28 protein-coding genes are annotated in these 23505 nt (G+C 48.6%); 16 read left to right on the top strand and 12 right to left on the bottom strand.

Going from position 1 to position 23505, the window contains the following annotated elements; genetic code table 11:
- Positions 1-52 precede the first annotated feature (52 nt).
- The 8 genes from urtB (at position 53) to AC55FS_RS00925 (ending at position 6456) form a co-directional block, all read left to right on the top strand.
- Positions 53-1687 (top strand): urea ABC transporter permease subunit UrtB, encoded by a 1635-nt coding sequence (gene urtB / locus AC55FS_RS00960; protein WP_496934192.1) that lies wholly within the window; start codon positions 53-55, stop codon positions 1685-1687.
- 3 nt (positions 1688-1690) lie between these two features.
- Positions 1691-2860 (top strand): urea ABC transporter permease subunit UrtC, encoded by a 1170-nt coding sequence (gene urtC, locus AC55FS_RS00955; protein WP_496934191.1) that lies wholly within the window; start codon positions 1691-1693, stop codon positions 2858-2860.
- The gene (gene urtD / locus AC55FS_RS00950) at positions 2857-3621 is read left to right on the top strand and encodes an urea ABC transporter ATP-binding protein UrtD (protein ID WP_496934190.1); all 765 of its coding nucleotides are present in this window, start codon (positions 2857-2859) and stop codon (positions 3619-3621) included. Before urtC ends, urtD begins: the two co-directional genes overlap by 4 nt.
- A complete protein-coding gene (urtE, locus tag AC55FS_RS00945; protein ID WP_496934189.1) occupies positions 3622-4320 on the top strand; it encodes an urea ABC transporter ATP-binding subunit UrtE in 699 nt (232 codons plus the stop codon). It begins immediately after the preceding gene.
- 122 nt (positions 4321-4442) lie between these two features.
- The gene (locus AC55FS_RS00940) at positions 4443-5108 is read left to right on the top strand and encodes a YiaD family glycine zipper/OmpA-like lipoprotein (RefSeq protein ID WP_496934188.1); all 666 of its coding nucleotides are present in this window, start codon (positions 4443-4445) and stop codon (positions 5106-5108) included.
- Between the two features lie 45 nt (positions 5109-5153).
- The gene (locus AC55FS_RS00935; protein WP_496934187.1) at positions 5154-5438 is read left to right on the top strand and encodes a TfoX/Sxy family protein; all 285 of its coding nucleotides are present in this window, start codon (positions 5154-5156) and stop codon (positions 5436-5438) included.
- A 19-nt stretch (positions 5439-5457) separates the two neighbouring features.
- Positions 5458-5739: a putative quinol monooxygenase gene (locus AC55FS_RS00930; protein WP_496934186.1), complete on the top strand. Its 282-nt coding sequence runs from the start codon at positions 5458-5460 to the stop codon at positions 5737-5739.
- Positions 5740-5817: 78 nt separating this feature from the next.
- A complete protein-coding gene (locus AC55FS_RS00925) occupies positions 5818-6456 on the top strand; it encodes a YkgJ family cysteine cluster protein (RefSeq protein ID WP_496934185.1) in 639 nt (212 codons plus the stop codon).
- 6 nt (positions 6457-6462) lie between these two features.
- Here AC55FS_RS00925 and AC55FS_RS00920 read toward each other — a convergent pair whose 3' ends face one another.
- Positions 6463-6693, bottom strand: coding sequence for an accessory factor UbiK family protein (locus AC55FS_RS00920; RefSeq protein ID WP_496934184.1), 231 nt, complete (start codon positions 6691-6693; stop codon positions 6463-6465).
- A gap of 358 nt (positions 6694-7051) precedes the next feature.
- Between AC55FS_RS00920 and AC55FS_RS00915 the strand changes: the two genes are divergently transcribed.
- From AC55FS_RS00915 to AC55FS_RS00900, 4 genes are all read left to right on the top strand, one after another.
- Complete coding sequence (locus AC55FS_RS00915) at positions 7052-7732, top strand: TorF family putative porin (protein ID WP_496934183.1); 681 nt, start codon at positions 7052-7054, stop codon at positions 7730-7732.
- A 75-nt stretch (positions 7733-7807) separates the two neighbouring features.
- Positions 7808-8146 (top strand): P-II family nitrogen regulator, encoded by a 339-nt coding sequence (gene glnK / locus AC55FS_RS00910; protein ID WP_496934182.1) that lies wholly within the window; start codon positions 7808-7810, stop codon positions 8144-8146.
- Positions 8147-8194: 48 nt separating this feature from the next.
- Positions 8195-9463, top strand: coding sequence for an ammonium transporter (locus AC55FS_RS00905; RefSeq protein ID WP_496934181.1), 1269 nt, complete (start codon positions 8195-8197; stop codon positions 9461-9463).
- Positions 9464-9573: 110 nt separating this feature from the next.
- Positions 9574-9933 carry a DOPA 4,5-dioxygenase family protein gene (locus AC55FS_RS00900; RefSeq protein ID WP_496934180.1) on the top strand — a complete coding sequence of 120 codons (360 nt, stop codon included), beginning with the start codon at positions 9574-9576 and terminating at the stop codon, positions 9931-9933.
- A gap of 159 nt (positions 9934-10092) precedes the next feature.
- On the opposite strand, the gene AC55FS_RS00895 is transcribed toward AC55FS_RS00900, so the two are convergent.
- The 7 genes from AC55FS_RS00895 to AC55FS_RS00865 all read right to left on the bottom strand — a co-directional run bounded on the left by AC55FS_RS00895 (position 10093) and on the right by AC55FS_RS00865 (position 15636).
- Positions 10093-10857: a hypothetical protein gene (locus tag AC55FS_RS00895; RefSeq protein WP_496934179.1), complete on the bottom strand. Its 765-nt coding sequence runs from the start codon at positions 10855-10857 to the stop codon at positions 10093-10095.
- A gap of 177 nt (positions 10858-11034) precedes the next feature.
- On the bottom strand, positions 11035-11487 hold the full coding sequence (locus AC55FS_RS00890) for an NUDIX hydrolase (RefSeq protein WP_496934178.1): 453 nt from the start codon (positions 11485-11487) through the stop codon (positions 11035-11037).
- 113 nt (positions 11488-11600) lie between these two features.
- Positions 11601-12824: a M48 family metalloprotease gene (locus tag AC55FS_RS00885; RefSeq protein WP_496934177.1), complete on the bottom strand. Its 1224-nt coding sequence runs from the start codon at positions 12822-12824 to the stop codon at positions 11601-11603.
- A 154-nt stretch (positions 12825-12978) separates the two neighbouring features.
- Positions 12979-13314, bottom strand: coding sequence for a 5-carboxymethyl-2-hydroxymuconate Delta-isomerase (locus AC55FS_RS00880; RefSeq protein ID WP_496934176.1), 336 nt, complete (start codon positions 13312-13314; stop codon positions 12979-12981).
- Positions 13315-13410: 96 nt separating this feature from the next.
- Positions 13411-13932, bottom strand: a complete 522-nt coding sequence (locus tag AC55FS_RS00875) for a GNAT family N-acetyltransferase (RefSeq protein WP_496934175.1) — start codon at positions 13930-13932, stop codon at positions 13411-13413.
- 128 nt (positions 13933-14060) lie between these two features.
- Positions 14061-15008, bottom strand: coding sequence for a glutathione S-transferase family protein (locus AC55FS_RS00870; RefSeq protein ID WP_496934174.1), 948 nt, complete (start codon positions 15006-15008; stop codon positions 14061-14063).
- Between the two features lie 136 nt (positions 15009-15144).
- The gene (locus AC55FS_RS00865) at positions 15145-15636 is read right to left on the bottom strand and encodes a DoxX family protein (protein WP_496934173.1); all 492 of its coding nucleotides are present in this window, start codon (positions 15634-15636) and stop codon (positions 15145-15147) included.
- A gap of 132 nt (positions 15637-15768) precedes the next feature.
- On the opposite strand from AC55FS_RS00865, the gene AC55FS_RS00860 reads away from it, so the two are divergent.
- Complete coding sequence (locus AC55FS_RS00860; RefSeq protein WP_496934172.1) at positions 15769-16677, top strand: LysR family transcriptional regulator; 909 nt, start codon at positions 15769-15771, stop codon at positions 16675-16677.
- Positions 16678-16871: 194 nt separating this feature from the next.
- Positions 16872-17342 carry a GNAT family N-acetyltransferase gene (locus AC55FS_RS00855; protein WP_496934171.1) on the top strand — a complete coding sequence of 157 codons (471 nt, stop codon included), beginning with the start codon at positions 16872-16874 and terminating at the stop codon, positions 17340-17342.
- Positions 17343-17419: 77 nt separating this feature from the next.
- Here AC55FS_RS00855 and AC55FS_RS00850 read toward each other — a convergent pair whose 3' ends face one another.
- On the bottom strand, positions 17420-17815 hold the full coding sequence (locus AC55FS_RS00850) for a tautomerase family protein (RefSeq protein ID WP_496934170.1): 396 nt from the start codon (positions 17813-17815) through the stop codon (positions 17420-17422).
- 91 nt (positions 17816-17906) lie between these two features.
- On the bottom strand, positions 17907-18743 hold the full coding sequence (locus AC55FS_RS00845; RefSeq protein WP_496934169.1) for a substrate-binding periplasmic protein: 837 nt from the start codon (positions 18741-18743) through the stop codon (positions 17907-17909).
- Positions 18744-18941: 198 nt separating this feature from the next.
- Here AC55FS_RS00845 and AC55FS_RS00840 point away from each other — a divergent pair, with 198 nt between their 5' ends.
- Complete coding sequence (locus tag AC55FS_RS00840; protein ID WP_496934168.1) at positions 18942-19409, top strand: DUF1203 domain-containing protein; 468 nt, start codon at positions 18942-18944, stop codon at positions 19407-19409.
- A gap of 232 nt (positions 19410-19641) precedes the next feature.
- On the opposite strand, the gene AC55FS_RS00835 is transcribed toward AC55FS_RS00840, so the two are convergent.
- Positions 19642-19827: a PA3496 family putative envelope integrity protein gene (locus tag AC55FS_RS00835; RefSeq protein WP_496934167.1), complete on the bottom strand. Its 186-nt coding sequence runs from the start codon at positions 19825-19827 to the stop codon at positions 19642-19644.
- Positions 19828-20125: 298 nt separating this feature from the next.
- The gene (locus AC55FS_RS00830; protein WP_496934166.1) at positions 20126-20986 is read right to left on the bottom strand and encodes an SIS domain-containing protein; all 861 of its coding nucleotides are present in this window, start codon (positions 20984-20986) and stop codon (positions 20126-20128) included.
- 176 nt (positions 20987-21162) lie between these two features.
- Between AC55FS_RS00830 and uvrD the strand changes: the two genes are divergently transcribed.
- Positions 21163-23346 carry a DNA helicase II gene (gene uvrD, locus AC55FS_RS00825; protein WP_496934165.1) on the top strand — a complete coding sequence of 728 codons (2184 nt, stop codon included), beginning with the start codon at positions 21163-21165 and terminating at the stop codon, positions 23344-23346.
- Positions 23347-23505 lie beyond the last annotated feature (159 nt).

The raw sequence follows: 23505 nt of genomic DNA, 5'->3' as shown, positions 1-23505 counted from the left end.
CCTGGCGGGCCGCTCGCTGCGGCCCATGTTTTATTTGGCAAGGATGAAAACAATGCATTACAGGCTTGTTTGGTTGTTAAGCATGCTGCTGATTTGTGGCTCGGCGAATGCAAACTTGACAGTGATTGAAGATGCACAACTAAAAAACTTGGTACAACGACTGGCGACGGCATCCTATCAGCAAAAATCGTTATTGGTGAGCGACATCGCTAATACGGCATCGCATAATAAACGTTGGCTGCTTGAGCGTCTGGCAGAGAACCAATTGTATCGACGCAAGCAGGACAGCAAGGTATTTGTTATTGCTGATTTTTCTGTCGGTGGCAAAGCGCAATCAGTATTGGATACTGAAACTATCCTCATTAAAGATAATCGTGAGCGGCGCAGCTTTAAAAAAATAGGAGTGAATAACTCGGTTCGCCGTGCTATTCGATCAGCGCTGGCCCAGTTCATGCTCAACTCATCACTGCAATCTGAACGTTTAGCGGCGGCACAGCAATTGTTGACTGAGCCCGGCGAGATTAGTCGAGTGGCGCTTGCTCATCGATTGACGGTAGAAGCAGATGCGCAAGTCACAGAATTGCTTCGACTGGTGTCATCATTAAAGCAATTACAGTCTGACGATTCATCACAACGGATACAGGCAATAAAAGCCATGCAACGCAGTCTGTATCCGCCAGTGAAGGTGGCATTACTGCAACATCAAAAAACATTGCAAGCCCAGTTGCCAGAATATCGCCAAGAATACCTATTGCTTCAGCAAACCTTGCAAACCATCGAACAGTTACAGCAACTGAATGCATACGCCAAAGACTTGTATTTTGGCTTGTCACTCGGCGCTGTGTTGTTACTGGCGGCCATAGGCCTAGCCATCACCTTTGGTGTTATGGGAGTCATTAATATGGCCCATGGAGAAATGATCATGTTAGGTGCATACACCACTTATGTTATTCAGCAATGTTTGCCCGATGCCATTGGCCTGTCTTTGCTGGTGGCGATACCGGCGGCCTTTGTTGTCAGCGGAGCTGTCGGAGTCTTAATCGAGCGCAGCGTGATTCGCCATTTATATGGGCGGCCTTTGGAAACCTTGTTGGCTACCTTTGGCATTAGTTTGGTATTGCAACAAGCCGTACGTAGCCTATTTGGACCATTAAATCAGGAGGTAATGACGCCCCAGTGGATGGCAGGCAGCTTTATGCTTAATCCTGGGCTGGAATTAACCTGGAACCGGCTGTATATCCTGGTATTTAGCCTGATCGTTTTAGCAACCTTAGCCTTGGTAATGAAGCGAACGCTATTCGGTTTGCAAATGCGTGCAGTCACCATGAATCGGCCCATGGCCAGCTCCATGGGTATAAAAACAGGTTGGGTGGATGCGCTGACCTTTGGTCTGGGATCTGGCATAGCCGGCATAGCTGGGGTGGCTTTGAGTCAGTTGACCAACGTCGGCCCTAATTTAGGTCAGGCCTATATTATCGATTCCTTTATGGTGGTGGTGTTTGGTGGTGTCGGTAATTTATGGGGCACCTTAGTGGCGGCCATGTCATTGGGTGTGGCGAATAAGCTATTTGAACCCATTGCCGGTGCGGTACTGGCCAAGATACTGGTATTGGTCTTTATCATCTTGTTTATTCAAAAGCGGCCACGTGGACTTTTTGCTCTCAAAGGCCGAGCTGTGGAGGGTTAACATATGTCGACAGCTGTAACAATGGGCCCTTTAACTCGGCTAATGATTGATGATGTTAATGGCCGTCGGTTATTGATGGTTATTGCTGCTTTGGCTGTGGTGGTGCCTTTTTGCAATTTGATATTTCCAGCGGATTCAGTGCTGCATATATCCACCTACACCATGACCTTGTTGGGCAAATACTTGTGCTATGCCTTGCTGGCAATCGCTGTTGATCTGATATGGGGATACTGCGGTATTTTAAGTTTGGGCCACGGCGCCTTTTTTGCCTTGGGTGGATATGTCATGGGCATGTACCTAATGCGCCAGATTGGTGATCGTGGAGTGTATGGTAACCCTGAACTTCCCGACTTTATGGTGTTTTTGAATTGGTCAGAATTGCCTTGGTATTGGTTAGGGTTTGACTCGTTTGCATTTACTCTGTTGATGATCTTACTGGTGCCAGGCACGTTGGCATTTGTATTTGGTGCACTGGCATTTCGCTCCCGGGTTAGCGGTGTCTATCTGTCCATCATTACCCAGGCCATGACTTATGCCTTGATGCTGGCGTTTTTTCGTAATGATATGGGCTTTGGTGGCAATAACGGTCTGACGGATTTTAAAGATATCCTGGGCTTTGATTTGCAGTCAGATACCACCCGCGCTGCACTGTTTATTGCATCGGCACTGGCTTTGTCGCTGGGCTACTGCATCAGCCGTATTATCGTCAGTTCTAAACTAGGGCGAGTGTTGGTAGCGATTCGTGATAGCGAAGCACGAACCCGGTTTTTAGGTTATCGGGTCGAACACTACAAGCTATTTGTTTTTGTCATTTCAGCCATGTTGGCGGGTATCGCAGGTGCTTTGTATGTGCCTCAAGTAGGAATTATTAATCCAGGCGAGTTTGCACCGCTGTTTTCTATCGAAATCATTATTTGGGTAGCCGTCGGCGGACGTGGCAGCTTATACGGTGCTGTTATCGGTGCACTGTTAGTCAGTTATGCCAAAACCTGGCTTACCGGAGCCTTCGCCGAGCTATGGCTGTTTTTATTAGGCGGCTTATTTGTTTTTACCACCCTATATTTGCCTCGCGGCGTGGTGGGTTTGTGGCAGCCAATAAGGCAGCGCATAAATCAGTATTTTGCGGCGAGACCAGGCTACGATAAAGCCGATAACAGCGAGGGGTCAGTATGAGCCTGGCGAGCAAACATATCGAACAGCCCAGCGTATTATATCTGGATGGTGTCAGCGTCAGCTTTGATGGTTATAAAGCACTGAACTCTTTATCACTGTGTATCGAACCTGGAGAAATGCGTGCCATCATTGGCCCAAATGGTGCCGGAAAAACCACCATGATGGATGTTATTAGTGGTAAAACCCGACCCGATAGCGGCACAGTATTATTTAACGACCAGCATGACCTCACTCGTTATGACGAAGCCGCGGCAGCTAATTTGGGCATTGGCCGTAAGTTTCAAAAGCCGAGTGTCATTGAAAGCCTGACGGTGTTTGAGAATCTGGAGCTGTCGTTGCGCGGTGGTCGCCGCCTTTGGCAGGCCTTGTCTCATCGCTTAAGCCATCAGCACAAGCAGCGCATTAACGAGATTTTGGAATTGATTGATTTAGCTGCTCGGCAGACTTCACTTGCCGCGAGCTTGTCCCATGGTCAAAAACAATGGCTGGAGATTGGCATGCTGCTGGGCCAGGAGCCACAGTTATTGCTGATTGATGAACCTGCTGCAGGCATGACCGACGAAGAAACGGTCAAGACCGCCCGCTTATTTAGAACCTTGGCACAAGAGTATTCATTAATGGTGGTGGAGCACGATATGGACTTTATTGCCGAGTTAGATTGTCGGGTCACAGTACTGCATGAAGGCAGCGTTTTGGCCGAGGGCTCGCTGGCGTCGGTAAAAGCCAACCATAAAGTCATTGACGTGTATCTGGGGCGCTAAATGCTAAAAGTAAATCATTTAAACGTTGCTTATGGCGCCAGCCAGGTGCTGTACGATGTATCCATGCAGGCTGAGGTTGGTAAGGTCACCTGTGTACTGGGGCGCAATGGCGTGGGCAAAACCACGTTAATGAAAACCCTGGCTGGCCACCTGACGCCAGTTAATGGTCAGATTCGCTGGCGCGATCAATTATTGGTGGGAAAATCGGCTGCCCAGCGTGCTCGTACTGGCATCGCTTATGTTCCCCAGGGGCGCGATATCTTTGCCCAGTTGACGGTGGAAGAAAACCTGCAAACGGCCTTTTCGGCCTTGCCTCGCCAACAGCGTCGCATCGACCCTGAAGTCTTTGCCCTGTTTCCTGTGTTGCAACAAATGCGCAAGCGTCGTGGTGGTGACTTGTCGGGGGGCCAGCAACAACAGCTGGCGATTGCCCGAGCCTTGTTACTCAAACCCAGCTTGCTGATCCTGGACGAGCCAACGGAAGGCATTCAGCCGTCGATTATTAAAGACATTCAAGCAGTGATTGAGCTACTGCGTGATCGTGGTGAGATGGCCATTGTACTGGTTGAGCAGTATCTGGATTTCGCTGCCGAGTTGGCCGATGACTTTATCATTCTCGAACGTGGCCGGGTGGTGGCTGCAGGGCGAGGTGATGAGTTACACCAGTCGCAGCAGGCACGGACTTTACTCGCTATTTAGCTTTCACTTTGAACCCGTCGGCAACTCATTGTTTTTACAGTAGCTTTGCCCACTAGGACTGTTTTACTCTGCGTCGTTTGGCAGGCGTTGTAGGCCTGCACGAAGTAACCTGTGGAGTAGTTATGAAAAAACTGATGCTTGCTTTGTCTGTCGCCGCCCTGGCTTCTGGTTGTTCTACCTATGACCCTTATACCGGTGAGCAGGAAACCTCCAAAACCGCCATTGGTGCGGGCATTGGTGCCGGCGTTGGGGTATTGGCGGCCTACCTGGATAACCGCGACGAAAAGGACGTGAAAAAGCGCAACCAGCGCATTCTGGCATCGGCCGCAGGCGGTGCCGCCATCGGTGGTGGCATTGGTTATTACATGGACGCCCAGGAAGCCAAGTTGCGCAAGCAGCTGCGCGGCACTGGGGTAAAAGTTGAGCGTGAAGGCGATAAAGTTAATCTGATCATGCCTGGCAATATTACCTTCGCCAGTGGTAGTTCGGCCGTTGCTTCCAGCTTTTATGAAGTGCTGAACTCAGTAGCGCTGGTGATTAAAGAATACGATCGCACTCTGGTGGTGGTGTCTGGTCACACCGATAGCGACGGTGCTGAGAGCACCAACCAGCGTTTATCAGAGCAGCGAGCCAGCTCGGTCTCAGCGTACCTGAAAAGCCGTGGCATTAAATCTGTCCGTCTGGAAACCGTAGGCTTTGGTGAGCGCTCGCCAGTTGCCAGCAATGCCACTGCCTCGGGCAAAGAGCTGAACCGCAGGGTTGAAATAACTCTGGTGCCCATCAGCTAATCGACGCAAGATGAGGGCTGCGGCCCTCAGGTTTGATGGAGTCTTATGTCACTGGCCAAGCTGCCCGGCCTGGGCGTTAAATCAGCGCAGCAACTCAGCGCCGTAGGTATTGAAAGTGAGCAACAGCTGCGCGAGCTAGGCGCTATCGCTGCCTTTGTGCGTTTGCAAAGCTTAACTCCCAAACCCAGCCTGAACTTTTTATACGCTCTGGTCGGAGCGCTGGAAGGGCGTCACTGGCAAGAGGTTGCGCGTACCGATAAGCATAGGTTACTGGCCGAACTAGAGCAGTGGCATCAGCAATGGGGCCAGGCTTGTTCGTCAACTCGTTAACACTCATAAAGGATATACCATGGCGATTACCCGTATTAACGAATTTCGTGCAGCGCCGCAGCAAGAGCAGGCATTGCATCAGTTTTTATTGTCGTTATTGCCCTACATTCGTGGCTCAGAGGGCTGTTTGAGCTGTGAAGTACTCCAGCATCAAGACAACGCGGATAGCTTTGTGGTGATTGAAAAATGGCAATCGGTGGAAGCTCATCAGCAGTCCATCGCCGGATTCCCTAAGGACGATATGCAAGCGGCGATGAGCCTATTTGCCGCGCCGCCCAGCGGAAATTATTACGTTGAATAACAGGCCAAAGATGGCCTGGCTGGACAGTGGCCGGTAGGACGCTAGAATGCAGAGCCACTTTTACGGACCGCTGTGTTTATGTCGTCTTCTGCCAATGCCGGATCTTCGATACGTCTGATTGACTCCGTCAGCGACTGGCTGAACGATTACCAGCGCTGTCGCACCGAACTGAGCGATTTGGACGTTCCTTGTGGTGATTGCGCCGCGTGTTGCCAGTCATCCATGTTTATTCTGATTCGTCCACAAGACACAGCGGCTAAGCAAGCCATTGCCCAAGAGTTGCGTTTTCGTGCCCCTGGGCTGCCCGACGGCTTTGAAGTCATGGGCTTTGATGAGCGCGGCCACTGCCCCATGTATCAGCAAGGCTGCAGCATTTACGCTCAGCGTCCGACCACCTGTCGTCAATTTGATTGTCGGATATTTGCCATTTCAACGGTGGCAGAAGACCAACAACAGCACCCAGACATTGCTGCTAGCAGCCAGCAGTGGCAATTGAATCAGGTCACGCCCCAGGAGCAACAGCAGTTGGATCGCATTGCCGCCATTCGACACTGGTGGCAACAGCATAAAGGAGCGTTGCCAGAAGCCCTACAGCCACCTCGGCCATCTCAACAGGCGGTGTTGGTTTTGGATATTTACCAGCGTTTTCCGGACGATGAATTTTGGCAACAACCGACGGCCGATATAATAACGGCCATCAGCCAAGCCTTTCACTGACCGCGCTTATGGTTGCTGCAGTTCCTGCAAGCGCTGTTCTAACTCGGCTAACTTAGCTTGGGTGCGCGCTAGCACCTCACATTGAGCATCAAACTCTTCCCGCGTCACTAAGTTCATATTGGCTAGCATGGCTTGCAGGCGCGCTTGCAGTAGCTGTTGCATATCGTCGCCCAACGAGGCAAAGGGGCTTTGCTGCAGCAACTGTTGGACGCGCTGAGCAATAACATCTGGGCCCATGATCATCTCCAATATCAAAAAAGCGCATAGTAGCACGGTGCTTTTTGCCATCGAACCGCATCCGTGATGCTTATCCACAGGCAGGCAAGTGACCACCCCACGGCAAGTGCGAATGCTTTGCTTTGTTTTGGTGCGCATGGCGTATTTAGTCTGCTTTATTCTGGTGCGAAAAACAGAGATATCGGCACTATGTCTCGGACGATATTCTTAGAAAGCCCCCGCTAAGTCTCTAAGTAACTGATTTGATTAACTATTTTTAAATTGGCACAACCGCTGCTATAGAACAGCCAAAGAATAATCCGGTGCATCCGGGAACGACGATTTCGCTGTTCATAATAAATTGGAAGGAAGGACAACCATGAAAAAACTGTCACAAGCCATGGCTTTGACCAGTGTTGTATCAGCCAGCCTGTTACTTGCTCACACCACCCAGGCTGAGGTCGATGTATCAGCTTCTGCTGCCATCGCCAACATGTATTTGTGGCGTGGGCAGGATTTGGGCGAAGGCTCGGCTGCAGTGTCGGGTGATCTGACAGTCGGCATGGGCGGAGCCTACGCTGGTGTCTGGACCTCCAGTGGTGACAGTACTTTAGGCCAGGAGTATGACTTGTACCTGGGCTATGGCGGCGAGGCCGGTGACTTCTCTTACGATGTCAGTGCTTGGACTTACGTCTATCCCGGCAACGATGAAGAAAATGGTCGCGGTAACACCTTTGAAGCCAGCGATTTAATTGTGTCATTGGGATACGGACCGGTATCTGCCGCTTATTACTACGTGCTGGCGGGTGATGAAAACGCCAGTTACGCCACCTTGGGCGGTGAAATGGGCAGCTTTTCTGCAACTTTGGGTTTTCAAATGCACAGCGAAGATGACTCGGCAGAATACACCCACCTAGACCTGAGCTACGCCTACAACGACAACCTGTCGTTTACGTTGAGCAAAATTGTCGCCCAGGACGCCGATTTAGATAAAGGCGAAGAAGGTTTCGATGAAGATATGAAAGTGGTGGTTAGTTATAGCCTGCCTATCGAGTTGTAAAAGGCATACAATGGCCCGTGCCCCCGCATGGGCCAACGAAAATAACGCAAGCATTCCAACAAAAGGAGTTTTCCTATGAAACTCATTACTGCTGTGGTTAAGCCGTTCAAGCTGGACGATGTGCGCGAAGCGCTGTCCGAGATCGGTGTACAAGGCATCACAGTGACCGAGGTAAAAGGCTTTGGTCGCCAAAAGGGTCATACCGAGCTGTATCGTGGTGCGGAATATGTGGTGGATTTTCTGCCCAAAGTAAAAATTGAAGTGGCTGTCACGGAAGAGCTGACCGAAAAAGTCATTGAAGCGATTACCAAAGCGGCCAACACCGGAAAAATTGGTGACGGCAAGATTTTCGTAACGACTCTCGAACAAGTGATTCGTATCCGTACCGGCGAGACCGGCGCAGACGCAATCTAAAACCAGTTCGGTAACCGTCAATATCAAGCCTGATGCGGGGGGCTTAATATGGAAAACAATATTTATGAACTTCAGTACGCCATGGACACCTTTTATTTTTTGGTGTGTGGCGCCCTGGTAATGTGGATGGCGGCAGGTTTCGCCATGCTGGAAGCGGGTCTGGTCCGCTCTAAAAATACCACCGAAATTCTAACGAAAAACGTTGCCTTGTTTGCCATTGCTTGCACCATGTATTTGGTGTGTGGTTATGAGTTGATGTATGGCGGCGGTTATTTCCTCCAAGGCATTACCGATGTTGATAGCGCAGCTGTGCTGGCTGACTATGCAGCGCGTGAAGATGGCTTCCAGGGTGGTGCGATCTATTCAACGGCGTCTGATTTCTTCTTCCAAGTCGTATTTGTAGCCACCGCTATGTCGATTGTGTCGGGAGCCGTCGCTGAGCGCATGAAATTGTGGGCCTTCCTAGCATTTGCCGTGGTACTAACCGGTGTTATTTATCCAATGGAAGGTGGCTGGACCTGGGGTGGCAACGACGTATTTGGCCTGTATAACCTAGGCGACTTAGGGTTTTCTGACTTTGCCGGCTCTGGCATTGTGCATATGGCGGGTGCAGCAGCGGCGCTGGCTGGCGTGATATTGCTGGGCGCACGTAAAGGCAAATACGGCCCTAACGGCGAAGTACGCGCTATTCCTGGTGCTAATTTGCCACTGGCCACCTTAGGTACCTTTATTCTGTGGATGGGCTGGTTCGGTTTTAACGGCGGCTCTGTATTAAAGCTTGGCGATATTGCCAATGCCAACTCTGTGGCTGTGGTGTTCCTTAATACCAATGCTGCGGCTGCTGGTGGTTTGATTGGCGCGCTGTTACTGGCGTATTTACTGTTCCGCAAAGCGGATCTCACCATGGCGCTCAACGGTGCGTTGGCTGGCCTGGTAGCGATTACCGCAGAACCTTCAACCCCAACGCCTTTGGTAGCGACTTTGATTGGTTTTGTGGGTGGCCTAATTGTGGTGATGTCCATTCTAACGCTGGATAAAATCAAAATTGATGATCCGGTGGGTGCCATTTCCGTGCACGGTGTGGTCGGCCTGTTTGGTTTGCTGGTGGTACCTTTAACGAACGATGGCGCCAGCTTTTCTGGTCAGCTCGCCGGTGCCGTTACCATCTTTGCTTGGGTCTTCGTTACCTCTCTGATCGTGTGGATGGTGATCAAAGCGGTGATGGGTTTACGCGTCAGCGAAGAAGACGAATACGAAGGTGTGGATCTGTCTGAGTGCGGTATGGAAGCATACCCTGAGTTTACTGCCTCAAAATAAAGCCCCATAAACGCTGACAAAAAAGCAGCGAGCATAATCATAAAAAGTTTAGCGGCCTTCGGGCCGCTTTTTTGTGCCAATGGGTGCAACAGATAAGAAGCAGGTATAATGTGGGCACTTATCACTCTTCAGGCCTGACCATGATTCGCGAAGACTTTCATGCCCACGTTTATTTTGACTTAAGCGCCATTGCCACTGCCAGAGCGGTGCGTGAACAGGCCAAACAGCAGTTATCTTGCGCACGAGTATCCACTTTGCGTGAACGAGAAGTAGGCCCGCATACTAAGCCCATGTTTGAAGTGGTGTTTGCCAGCGACGATCGTGACCATGTCGTCCAGTGGTTAGAACAGCACCGCCAGGGCCTTGATGTATTGGTGCATCCCGTTATTGATGATGAATATCTGGCCCATACCGATCAGGCTTTGTGGTTAGGCCAGCCTTTGTCGTTAAAACTAGAGACATTAGGCTAGCTTGACTATTCGACTACTTGCTTGTGCTTATGAGTTTTCTAAGAGCCTAGCTTGCGCATAAAATTTGGTATTCTTCTTGTTAAGAATTTTCCGGTTCTGAAAATGCTGCCGTAATGGCAGCGAAAAAACACAAAAAACATCAAGGTGTAGGGTGGGTTTCTATTTAGTCTGGTTTATGCATTTTTCTAGGCGAGTTTCGTACTCGCCAAACCATGGTTTTTCATAGGCTTGTATAGGGTCGTTAATCAAACTGGAAATATCATCGTCTGATGCAATCTGAATCAGATTTGATATCGAACATTTGCACATATTTAGGATGGTTTTAAGGTCTTCACCACCTTCATTATGGGTTGATATTACACACCCAGTTATCATGTCGTTATCTCTTTCTGCATTTTTATTGATCAGGTTGTCATGGAAGTACGATTTCATTGCTAGCGATTCTTCAGGCATCTTGTGATCGAATCTTAGTTCTTTGTCTCTTAGCTGGTGTGCAAATCTAATGCAGATGTCTCTGGTTTCATCTTTGCTTTTGCCGCTAAATCTAAAAAAGAACTCTTTTTGATTATCTAGCCATTGAGACCGTATTTCTTTTCTGTCAATATTTTTTGATGTTTCCCATATTGATTTAGCAGATGATATTTCCACAAAGTTCGATGATTCCCAGGCGAAGAAGTGAAAGTCAAATTTATCCCCTTGGCTATCAAATTGGTCTGAGCAAAAATCAGAAATGGATCTGTTGGCTTCTATAACAGACATAATGTCGATAGCAGATTTCGCTAACTTCATCTCATCTCTTTGTTCTATTATTGGTTCTTGTTTGAATATTTTTTGGTGGTTTATTGCTTCTGAGTAACAATCTGAGCTTAACAGTATTAGTAATTTCGATGATATAGTTGTTAATGGTGTTTTTTGATGTCTCATTTAAGTGCCCTTGAGTCCGATTTTATTTGTTAATTTCTGATGTAGATAGTAATGTTTCAGTCTCGCATGTTGCTCGAGCTAAGTCTCTCTAGTGGTAGCCAGGATTTAGCAAATGAGAAACGGAAATTCACTTGGATTTAGTCTCGTGCCTCCACTAGTAAGAGCTTTGTTCGATGTCTATCTATAATGCTTCTCGCGAATGAAACTATTTACGGCTATAAGAGCTTGCTTGTTGTCCTCAAAGCTCAATAGCTCCAGTGCTTCAGCTTTGCTGCACCAACGAAAACCACAATGTTCGTCTGATAGTTGTGGATTTTCAAACACTTCAGCACAGAAGACCTTTTCAACAATCTTTGACGGGCCGTCACCGTACATACAACGCCACTCATCCTTTATTGCGTAGCTGTATTCATGATTTACATCAAAGAATTGATTGGGTGATAAGCCCGTTTCTTCTAAAACTTCTCGTGCGGCTGCTTGTATATAGGATTCATCATCTTCTAGAGCACCAGTGATGCCTTGCCAAAACTCAGGTAAACCTAGGCGGGCATTGCGTTGTAATAGCAGGTAACTAGGTTGGCCGTTCTGAAGCTGATATAAGAAGGTATTGATGGATTTTGGTCTTCTCATCGGAGACTCCTCGAATGTCGTTTCTTTCTGTCAAAATTCCACAAACAGACATCTATAGATGTCTGTTTGTGGATTGGTACTACTTCGTCAGGATGGTAAGACGTAAATGAATATTACCGACAGTTAGGCGGAATAAGGTTTTCCTTGATATTTTTGGAATAACACTTCCACTCCAAGCTTCCGTCAACTAGGGCGGGTTCAACGATTAGGTATTGAACCTCACCATCAAGAGATGTTCCGACATTGGCAGCAAGAGTTCCTTCATACCGTAGACTGATGCGATACTTATGTTTCTCATTACTAATTTCCTTGCTGCTGTACCCAAGATCCTGCATGGATTTTGGCCACTTTCTATTCTCAACAAGATAATCGGAGACATCAGATTTGATTCTGTTCAGTTCAGAAAATACTAAGTTGTATTTAGCTCGTTCCATATATTCTTTATAAGCCGGGATGGCAACCGCTGCCAGAATCCCTACCAAAGCTATAACCATAAAGAAAGATATCAGGCCACCGGCTGTGCCACTGTTCCTACCCGTTCTGGGAACAAATATTGAGAGTAAACCAGCAAGAATACTACGACTTGGGTGCTTTATCTCTGTACCTTTAAACAAAGCTACTGCGGTTGCTACGCGCTTAGTTAACCAAGGGTAGTCGGACGTTAATTCATTAAACGACATCCAAAACCCGGAAGTCATTGCAACTTGCTCTGAGTATGCCTCGATGTTCATAGACTGCCAGTGTGTATCGCCTGCAGCCATTGCCGCCAAGGCTGCTTTTATGTCCTGCTCGGATGTGCAGCAGATGACACCATACCGATCACAAGTATATTCTTCTGCTCGACGCAGAGCAGGCCCAATAACGGGGAACATAGCTCCTGGAAACTTCAATATTCCCCAGGTTAAGTGTTTCCTATGTATATGGCCAAGCTCGTGCCCGATGTAAAAATTTAGAGCGCCTGGCTGGTCCTTTAAGGCGTCTAATACATCACTGTATAGCACGACAAAGTTCTTCCCCAGGAATCGGGTGGCCAATGCATTAAAAAATCCTGTTCGCATGATGTACACATCGGGTGCATCCTGTAATCCAACCTTGTCGCAACATTGCTTCACTGCCTGATGAATCTCTGGATATTGTTTGCTCCCTATCTTTATCGCTGTTCCCTTAATTTGTGAAATAAAGGCTGCTTGTGCGAACAAGAAAAACAAAAAACCGATGAGAACATAAATCAATACCGTACCAAATGTTATAGCGATAAGTGGTATCCAAAAAAATAATGATATTATAGTGACTATGGTTAGTAGAGATTTTTCATTTTTATAGACTAAGTTCGTCATTGTTGTACCTAGTGATTTCCCTAAAGTTCATGGCTGCATATTCTTGAGTCGTCAACTCAATTCTTTCTTTTATATTGGGTAGCTAGAAAGAGCGTGCATTGTGCCGAAGATTTACTATGAAGCAAGCGAAAGGTTAGAAATGACAGGATCTTCACTAAACAACAATCTTGGAATAACTATCGCCGTCGATATCGACTACTTCCACTGACAGCGAACAACGGGCGCTGACTGTTTGTTTGACCTGCTCTAATACTAGATTAGAAAGCTTTGACTTCTGCTCTGCAGTTCTGCCTGGCAGAATTCTAACGGTGACGTGTACAAAGCTAATATCTACGCTGCCGGTCTTGTAGTGGGAGTAAGGAATAGAGCGAACCTTAATATCACTGCCTTCTATAGAAAACAGCTCAGATGCAACAGCACCTTGATAGACTTTATCGACTAGGCTGCTGGCTGAAAGATCATGTGAGTGTTCAACAATGCAGTGGGGCATAGAATGTCCTTATCATAAATAAATGCAAATTCGCAGCTTAACACTAAGCAGGGCCTAGGTCCTGACTATGCCGTGCAGCTGCCTTACTTTTGGGCGTTATTCATTGGGTATGTTGACTTCGTCTTTTAACACCGCATAAGCCACCGCATCGGAGTAGTGCCCTTCTGCCGTGGGCCAGACTTTGCGATAGTAGGCTTCACGCACCCAACCGATGGATTCGAATACTTTCTGCATCGCCATATTGTCGGCACGGGTATGACCTTCTAAACGGTGCTTATCCGTCTGAGAAAATACATAATCTTGCAGTAAAAGTAACGCTTGTTTTCCCATACCCTGGCCACGATAAGAGTTAGCGATACGCAAATCAAATACGGGCGTGATTTCGTCGAGCTCTTCTAGGCGTACAAAACCAATCAGAGCATTATCCGGTAGGCGACGGAGCCAAAATAAACGACTGTATTCATCCTCCAAGGCAGCTTGCGCTGATGCTGTTGCTGACTCGACGGTATGTTGAACTTTGCCATGATAAGGCCAATGACCGTTTACCAAGAAGTTCACCAACTCGTCCAAGTCATAGTTGGTGATGTCGGTTAATATCAATCCATTGAGGTTTGGCATGCCTTGCTACCTATCTAAAATACGGCATTATGCCACAACTGTTTGTTTTTAATCCTATTGGTTGGCAGCTTGTAAAGATAATTATATTGAGCAGACTCGTGGCAGGTTGTTTGGCCTGCCAAATCGAGTTAAATGCTAGATGGGCCTACCGGTACTATGCCATTAGGGTTGAGCGCCTTAATGGAGTAATAGCCGGCTTTGATATGGGTAACATTGACCGTTTGTTGGATGCCATCGATCGCCAGTATCCGCTGCATGTAGGCGTGCAAAAATGGCATGTCTTTTAACTGATTTCGATTGCATTTAAAAAGACCATGATAGGCCAGGTCAAAACGAATCAAGGTGACAAAAAGTCTTAAATCTGACTCGGTTAGTTGCTTGCCAAAGAGATAACAACGTTCGTCACTGAGTCTTTTCTCCATGGCATCAAGCGCATTAAATACTTTGTCATAGGCTTCTTCATAGGCCTCCTGTGTGGTGGCAAAGCCCGCTTGATATACACCATTATTTAAGTCGGTGTAAATGTAGCTGTTTAGCTCATCAATGTCCGCTGATAGCTCGGCCGGAACTAAATCAGGCCCTTGTTGAACTAGGTCAGAAAAGGCGCTGTTAAACATACGAACAATGTCTGCCGATTCGTTGTTGACTATGGTCTTGGTCTTTTTATCCCACAGTACCGGTACGGTCGCCCGCCCGGTATAGTCGGGGTCGACCTGAGTGTATATCTGGTGCAAATAGTTGGCCTGATTTAGGTGATCGTTGTCACTGCCATCGAAGCCGCCAAATTGCCAGCCTTGATCACCCAATTGTGGGTTAACAACTGAGACACTAATGATATCGTCAAGGCCTTTTAACGACCGTGCCATCAGGGTTCTACTGGCCCAAGGGCAAATATAGGCAACATAAAGATGATAACGATCTTTTTCTGCTTTAAAGCCCGCATCGCCTGTTGGTCCTGCTGAGCCGTCAGCGGTAATCCAGTGACGAAAAGACGACGTTTGCCGAATAAAACGTCCTTTTTCGTCTTTGTTTTGCACGGGCTGCCAGTTTTCCTGCCATTTGCCGTTTACTAACATGGTGTTGTCCTCAAAGTGGTGCCCTCCCGGCGTCGAGAGGGTCGGGATGATTAGGCCTATTGTTGCTGTGCCTGTGTATGGCACATGGTGTTGTACTTATAGCGATGCCCTCCCGGCGTCGAGAGGGCCGGGATGACTAGGCCAATTGCTGCTGTACTTGCGTATGGTGCGTGGTGTTGGTCGTACCCAAACGCTCGGCCAGCCAGTTATCGATGGCAAAGCGGCCTGCACCTTGTAGGGTCAGAGCTAAGGTGGCTGCAAATAAGGCTAGTGCATATTCGTAGCCATTGTTGCTTAGCAACAGGCCGTTGCTGAAGTGAACGCTGAAGATCGCAACCAGCATAGTAAAAGCGCTTAACGCAGCGGCTGGACGAGTTAATATGCCGGCCACCAATGCCAGGCCGCCAAAGAACTCGGCGCTGCCCGCTGCAAGTGCCATTAAAAACCCTGGCTCCAGTCCAATGCTGGCCATCCACTGGCCGGTGCCTTCAAGGCCGTAGCCGCCAAACCAAGCAAATAGCTTTTGTGCGCCGTGCACAGCGAGAATGACGCCAACGGGTACTCTCAGTACTGTGGCGGCCAGGCCGGCGTTTGAACGGAAGATAGAATTCAGGGTGAAGTTTTTCATGCTCATGTCCTCGGGTTGTTTGGCTAGAGCCCTTTGCTCTATTAGCTTGAGGTCATGTTATTCCTTAGTTCTTTGAGGATAAATGCGGCTACTATGGGATGATTACCAACATTATGTTTGCAATGAGTCAGTATGGATCGACTAGAACTGTTAAAGGCGCTGCTGGCAGTAGCCGAGGAAGGTGGCTTTACTCGCGCGGCTGATAAGCTCAGTAGCTCCAATCAACTGGTGAGCAAATACGTATCCGAGCTGGAGCGGCAGCTTAATGTGCGCTTGTTTAACCGCACCACACGACGCGTTCACCTGACGGAAGAGGGAGAGCAATGCGTATTACATGCAAGGCGCATATTGGAAAGCTACACCGATATGGAGAACCATTTCAGTCAATATCATAACGCGGCAACCGGAACTCTTCGTATGGGGGCACCGGTATCCTTTGCTACCTTGCATTTGCCGAATCTGATACGCGAGTTTAAACAGCGTCATCCGGATGTTCGTATAAATCTCGAGCTGGGTGATCGCAAAGTGGATGTGGTGGAAGAAGGCTTTGATGTGGTATTAAGGATTGGCCAGCTCAAAAGCTCGTCTTTAATCGCCAAAAAAATTGCCCCCATTCGTTTGGTGCTGTGCGCTGCGCCCGAATATCTCCATCAGTATGGTATGCCAAACAGTCCCGATGATTTACACGCAGAACATTTTTTGCACTATAGCTATATGGAATACTCCGATAGCCAATCACACTTAATGACGGTGCTAAAACAGTACAGTCAACAGGGTTCATCCCCTATGGTTGTTAATAATGGCCAGCTGTTAATGGAAGCAGCCATTGCTGGAGAAGGCTATGTGTTACAGCCAACCTTTATCGTTGGTGACGCGCTGAAACAAGGTAAGCTAAAAATCATGCTGCCAGAGCATGAACCTGCAACACTGGGCTTGTATGCTGTTTATCCACATCGAAAGTTGTTAGCTCCTAAATTGCAGGCATTTATCGAGTTCGTCACTGACTATTTTGGTGAGCAGCCCTATTGGGATGATTATTGATCAACTCAGACATATTTACTTGAAAATGATAAATTCAATATTGCATATCCGTTGCCCATTAGCATAATGCCCATCCGGCTAGCAGGCATGGGGCTGTTTGATTGTGTTGTCGCTCTTTCATTGTCGAGTGACTGGCTGTCGCCCGACTTCTTGCTCTGCTAGCTAAAACCTCAACTTAAAATGAGAATAATATTTTGCATAAATTAGTTCCTATTACGTCCGAAAACGCCCACCTGGCGTTGCATATTCGTGCCGATAAGCCTGACCTGTTTTATTTACACTACAATACCCATTGGATTGGCGATAGCGTTGCCAATGATTGTATTAAAAGCGTTCTGATTGAATACCAGGGCGAGGCGGTAGGTTTCACCTGTTTTGGACCTAGCTATAAAGACGACTATTTGCTGCAGCCTGAAGCCGAGCATATTGCTGAACTCCATCATCTGGTTGTTAGACCACAGTCTCAACGCCAGGGCATAGGTGAGAACGCCATCAAGGCGATTGCTGCTGAGTTATTAAAGGAAGGTTTTAGCGAATTGCGTGTTGCTCACCATCCTGAAGCACAAAAGGCTGCCAACTTTTATAAAAAGCTTGGTTTTGTCGAACACGGCAGTAACTATGACGACGATATTATATTGTCTATAAAGCTGTCCGAACTTGTCTAAAGGTTTGATGATTATATTGGATGTTACTCATTGGAGGGACCTATCGGGCCTTCCTGGCTTTACACCGAATTCTATGATTAAACGTCAACTTTGAATCCTAGTTCTACATCACAGGCAGCCTGTCCTCCACGTATTCCCCAGTTTTCTGAACTAATTTCTCGCAATAATATTTTTACGTGATCTCTGGCGATACCAAGATCTTCAAGATTCATGACAATGTTTTGATACAAATCGCGTTTAGCCTGAATGGAACGGCCGGAAAAACAATCAATGCTAATGTGAATATATTTTTCAGGCTCAGACTTTCCTGGAGGGCATATGAAGCGATGAGGTTCATGACATATCAAGCGTACGTGTTTATCATGTGGAAGAATACGAAATGCCTTTTGAATAGCGCCATGTACCGCTTCCATCAAACAACTTTCAAAGTGGGCAGAATAGCTCTGACGTGTTTCTATTAATACGCTTGGCATCGGTGAAAATCCTTTTTACGGTATTGAAATGTGTCGATGATGTTCCTTCTTATACCAGTGTTCGAGGGTTGAATGCTACTGTATCGAGTGACTAATCTGTCTCGATGCCATCGCCACTTTCTAAATAGCGCTTGAATATACGATCACTTTCTCCGTTATCTTGCATCTCCTTAATAGCACGATTGAATTGATCCAGTAACCACTGTGATCTGGGTGAAGAACGGGTGATCCAGTAATGCACGTCGATGGCTTCTATGTTTGGAGTTGGACGAACAAGAATTTGATCGTTAGCCCGTAGCACACCGATATGCAACCCGCCTTCGATGACTTCGAATGAGGCGAGGAAAACATCGCATTTATCGGTTTGCACGCGATTAATAGCCTGTTGAACATCTGTGGCACTGGTATTGATACCCGCAGTAAGGCCGTGATCGATTTCGTGTTGGTAGTTGTAACCCAGTACTCCGCAAATACGAAAGGCATTGAGGTCTTTGACCGAGTTGATGCGATCGAGCTTGCTTAGATGTTTTTTGTGAAAGACATAACCACGGCGGGTTTTGAATATCGGCAGGGTTCGCAAATAACTTTGCATTCGCTCTGGGTTCGTACTGCCATTGATAAAGACTTCCATCTTGGTATGGGGGTAAGCCAGAACCTGAGCAAGGCAGCGCTTCCATGGCATCAATCGAAAGTCCAGCTGCAGTCCAACTTGGCTGGTTAATGCGTGTAGGAACTCGATACTGGCCCCTTTTATTTGATCAGACTGGACATAACTGTACGGCGGCCATGTTCCATCTTCACAGGCCAGTAGGGTGGATGGTTCGGACCAGCTTCGGCTGCAACAGCACAGCAATAGGCCAATGAGTAGCCACTTGGACCAGTACAAGCGGCTAGTGCTCATCAACAGTGTGCTCAGGCCTTTCACCATGGGCATCTCATCAAGCAAAGACAGGAGTGTTGCTTGTTAGTTTAGAGCAGCTACAGCCCAGCATGGCATTTGTTGGTGAACTTTGATGATGAATCGAGGCCCTAAGATGCCAGTGCCGTTTCTGGCCAGTATCGAGCCTGCTATCGCGTAAGCTAGGCATTCACTTGAGTAGCTAACGATTCAACTGAGGAGCCAAACGTGAATTTTCGAATTGTTGCATTGGATAAAGAGCAATTTCAGCCTTGGTTACAGCGGGATAACGAAGCGTTAGGTCAGCACCATGCTCGCTGGCTGGTGGCCGATGCTAAGCCTGGCTACCCCTGTCGGGTATCGTTGCAGGAGGCAGAAGTGGGTGAGCGGGTATTGTTGCTGCCCTATCAGCACCTGGGGGGGACCTCTTGTTACCGTGCCAGTGGGCCAATATTTGTTCGTGAGAAGGCGCTGCAGGCAAATTTGCAAGTGAATGAAATTCCCGACGTGTTACGTCATCGAATGTTGTCATTGCGAGCCTACGATCAACAGCAAATGATGAAATACGCCGAGATGGTGCAGCCGGATGATCTCGTGGCAGTAATTCAGCAGCAATTAGAGGATGCGGACATTGAGATGATCCATATCCACAATGCCAAACCTGGATGCTTTAGTTGCGCGGTTTATCGAGCATAAAGCAAAAATTCTGACGTCAGTGTGTTATTTATTCTGAATATCGGGCGACCGTCAGTTTTTAAAAAATGGCACAGGCTCTGTGATTATTTCTATAGAAACGGGGAGTTTTCTACAGAAAACCACTTCGGGTGGCCAATAAAAATAGAGCAATTACTATCAGCAACCAATGCTGGCGCTTTCGTACCAGCATTGGTTGCTGCAGATACAAAAAAATCCGCTAAGCGGATTTCTTTTACATATCTTCGAAGTAATGCTCGTCGAAGTTTTTTTCTAGGCGCTTACGCTCTAAGTGAGCTTCAATCGCCCGCCGGGCCATCAATTTTTTCGACATATGGCAGTCTTTATTAACAACGACATTGCCTTCCTGGTCGAACGATACAACTTCTTCATGGGCTGCATTTTTCAGAGCTGCTTCCATTGTATTTTCCTTTTGTGGCTTCACAGAGACTCTCAGAGAAGTCTGACAGAGCGATCTGGGGCGAACCCGGCTTCTGTGATTGTTATTGTTATTGGTTGCAAAAGCATGACAGCAAATATCCGCATCGCCAATGCGACAATTCGGCCATTGAACGAATGTCAGGCCCTTATAAATTGCCTGTAAGTCATTACAGCTCAACGTTTTTACGGTCTGGTTAGCACCTTTGTACTAACGAAAAAATACGCAGTCACAATCCGGACAAGGCTTTGCCTTGGCTATAAATGTCCAGACTGATTGGTCAGCTTTCTAATCGCAGCGAACGTATGCTGCGCTTGATGGCGTTTAGGTGTTCAGCGAATTCGGGCCCGCGGCGCTGGGTAACGGCGACCGCCAGCATGTCGATGATCATCAGGTGGGCAATGCGAGAAGTCATAGGAGTAAACTTCTCGGTATCTTCTTCGATGTCGATATAAATGGGCAGCTCGGCCGCTTGGCTTAAGGCGGTATTGGCAGGCGCTAGGCTCACCACTCGGGCACCGTGCTGCTGCGCCAGCTGTACCGAGTGCAACAGATCTTTGGTGCGGCCACTTTGTGAAATGGCAACCACCACGTCACGGTCACTTAATGTCACCGCCGACATCGCCTGCATATGGGGGTCGCTGTAGGCCGCCGTGGCGACTTGTAGGCGAAAGAATTTATGTTGTGCATCGATGGCGACAGCACCGGAGGCGCCAAAACCATAAAATTCGACCCGCTGGGCGCCACTGATGGCAGCCGAAGCGGCACTGATTTGCTCGGTTTGCAGTTGTGATTTGACCTGGTGCAAACGCTGAATGGTGGTATCGGCAATTTTTTCGCAGATATCGGCGATGCCATCGTCTTCGGCAATGGCAAATTGGCCGATGTTGTTGGCGATGGCCATTTCCTGCGCAATGCGTACCTTAAACTCTTGAAAACCATTGCAGCCGATGGCACGACAAAAACGCACTATGGTGGGCTCGCTGACCTGAGCTTCCTGTGCCAGGTCAACAATGCGCATATGCATGACTTGTTGCGGTGCCTGCAGAACGAACTCGGCCACCTTCACTTCGGACTTGCGCAGACCGCTCTTGGCAGCGGCAATTTCACTCAAAATGGGGCGATTACTCACGATCGGCATCTCGGCTGTTTGTGGCGATTATAGAGCAGCGCCGGCGGAAGACCACCGTTTAGCGCCTTCGCTGCCATACAGCTGGCCGTCAGGGCTCGGCTCGCTAGATGTATAAATGTACAGTCTTTGTTAGACTGCGGCGCAGCCAGCCGCGTCTGGTTCAGGTCTGTTACCCCGGGGCACCTATGGAAATTGAATTACTTCTCGACCAGTTAAATGATGGCCAACGCAATGCCGTAGCGGCCGGTTCCAAGCACCAGTTAGTACTGGCCGGTGCCGGTTCAGGCAAAACCCGGGTGCTGGTACAGCGCATTGCCTGGTTGTTGGGGGTTGAGCATGTGTCGCCCTTTGCGGTGATGGCGGTCACCTTTACCAACAAGGCCGCACGCGAAATGCGTGGCCGTTTAGAACAACTGTTAGATGTGCCCAGTAACGGCATGTGGGTGGGGACCTTTCATGGCTTGGCGCACCGGTTGTTAAAACAGCACTGGCGCGAAGCGAATTTGCCGCAGTACTTTCAGGTGCTGGACAGCGATGATCAACTGCGGCTGGTAAAGCGCATCATGCGTGCCAATAACTATGATGACAGCCGCTATCCGCCCAAACAGGTGCAGTGGTATATCAATGGCCATAAAGACGAGGGCCGCCGTGCGGGCCACGTTATCCCGTCGGCTGATCCCTTTGCTCGCACCATGCAGGAAATCTATCAGCTGTATCAAGACAACTGTCAGCAGAACGGTTTGGTCGATTTTGGTGAAATCCTGCTGCGAGCCCATGAGCTGTGGCTCAACAACCCGGATTTACTGGCCCATTATCAGCAACGCTTCCGCCATATTCTGGTGGACGAGTTTCAGGATACCAACAATATCCAGTACGCCTGGATTCGTCTGTTGGCGGGTAATCAGGTGTCGGTGATGGCGGTGGGCGACGATGACCAGTCGATTTACGGCTGGCGCGGCGCCAACATCGACAATATTCGTAACTTCCAGCATGACTTTCCTGGGGCGGAGATGATCAAGCTGGAAATGAACTATCGCTCCACCGCCACTATTTTGAATGCCGCCAACGCCGTCATCGCCAACAACCAGGGACGTCTCGGTAAAGAGCTGAAAACCACCGGCGATGATGGCGATAAGATTTCCCTTTACAGCGCTTTTAACGAGCAGGATGAAGCTCGCTATATTGCGGATCTGGTCGATGACTGGGCCCGCAATGGTCATGATCGTCGCGATTTTGCCGTGCTGTACCGTTCCAACGCCCAGTCGCGCACCTTGGAAGAAGCCTTTTTACGCGCCGGCATTCCCTATCGAATTTATGGTGGTCAACGCTTTTATGAGCGCCTAGAAATCAAAAACGCCACGTCTTATTTGCGCTTGCTGCTTAATCGCCATGACGATGCTGCCATGGAGCGTGTGATCAATGTTCCGGCGCGTGCCATTGGTGAAAAAACCGTCGATGTACTGCGCTCCCACGCTCGCGAGCAAGGCTGCTCCATGTGGCAGGCAGCGGCGGAAGTGGCGTCGTTAGGCATGGTGCCGAAGCGTGCTGCCAACGCGATACAGACTTTTATCGATCTGATCGACGAAATGAGCGCCGGTATCGACGAGCTGGATTTGCATGAAATCGTTGACCGGGCTATTGAGCAAAGTGGCCTGATTGAGCATCACCGCAAAGAAAAAGGCGAAAAGGGCCAGGCCCGGCTCGATAACCTGGACGAGTTGATCAACGCCGCGCGCCAGTTTGAAAGCGATGACGAAGTTGATGAAGACGCCGACGCCAGTGATCTGGCTTTGTTTCTCGACAATGCCGCCCTGGATGCCGGTGAAGGCCAAGCCGATGAACATGAAGATGCGGTGCAAATGATGACCCTGCACTCGGCTAAGGGTTTGGAATTCCCGCTGGTAGTACTGACCGGCATGGAAGAGGGACTATTCCCGCATAAGATGTCGATGGACGATGCCGATGGTCTGGAAGAGGAGCGCCGCCTGGCTTACGTTGGCATCACCCGGGCGATGAACAAGCTGGTGTTAACTCATGCTGAAAGCCGGCGTTTGCACGGCCAAGAAAATTACAGCACGCCCTCGCGCTTTATTCGCGAGATCCCTTCCGAGCTAGTGGAAGAAGTGCGGTTGAAAAACACCGTTAGCCGTCCGTTAACGGCACGTGAGAAACCGCGCGCCGATCGTCCTGCTATGTTAGACGCCGGGCTGCCGTTTCAGCTCGGTCAGCGGGTATTCCATGAAATGTTTGGCGAAGGCACGGTGTTGCAGTTTGAAGGTCAGGGCCCTGGCCTAAGGGTGCAAATCAATTTCGATGAGGTCGGTGGCAAATGGCTGGTGGTCAGTTTTGCTAAATTGCAGCCGTTGTAACTCGCCAGCAAAGCTCTAAATAATGCTGCACTGCCGTGAGTGCTGCTGCTCTCCAATGTAAGGCGGTGAAACCTGGCCAGCCCGCTCACTATGACTACCGCCCAGCGCTTTTTAGCCACCGCAGTGCACGGCTCTATATAATGCGCGCCGTTATTTGGA

It is taken from the genome of Bacterioplanes sp. CLAM21 (assembly GCF_059641015.1).
This window is presented reverse-complemented; position numbering and strand designations above follow the sequence as displayed.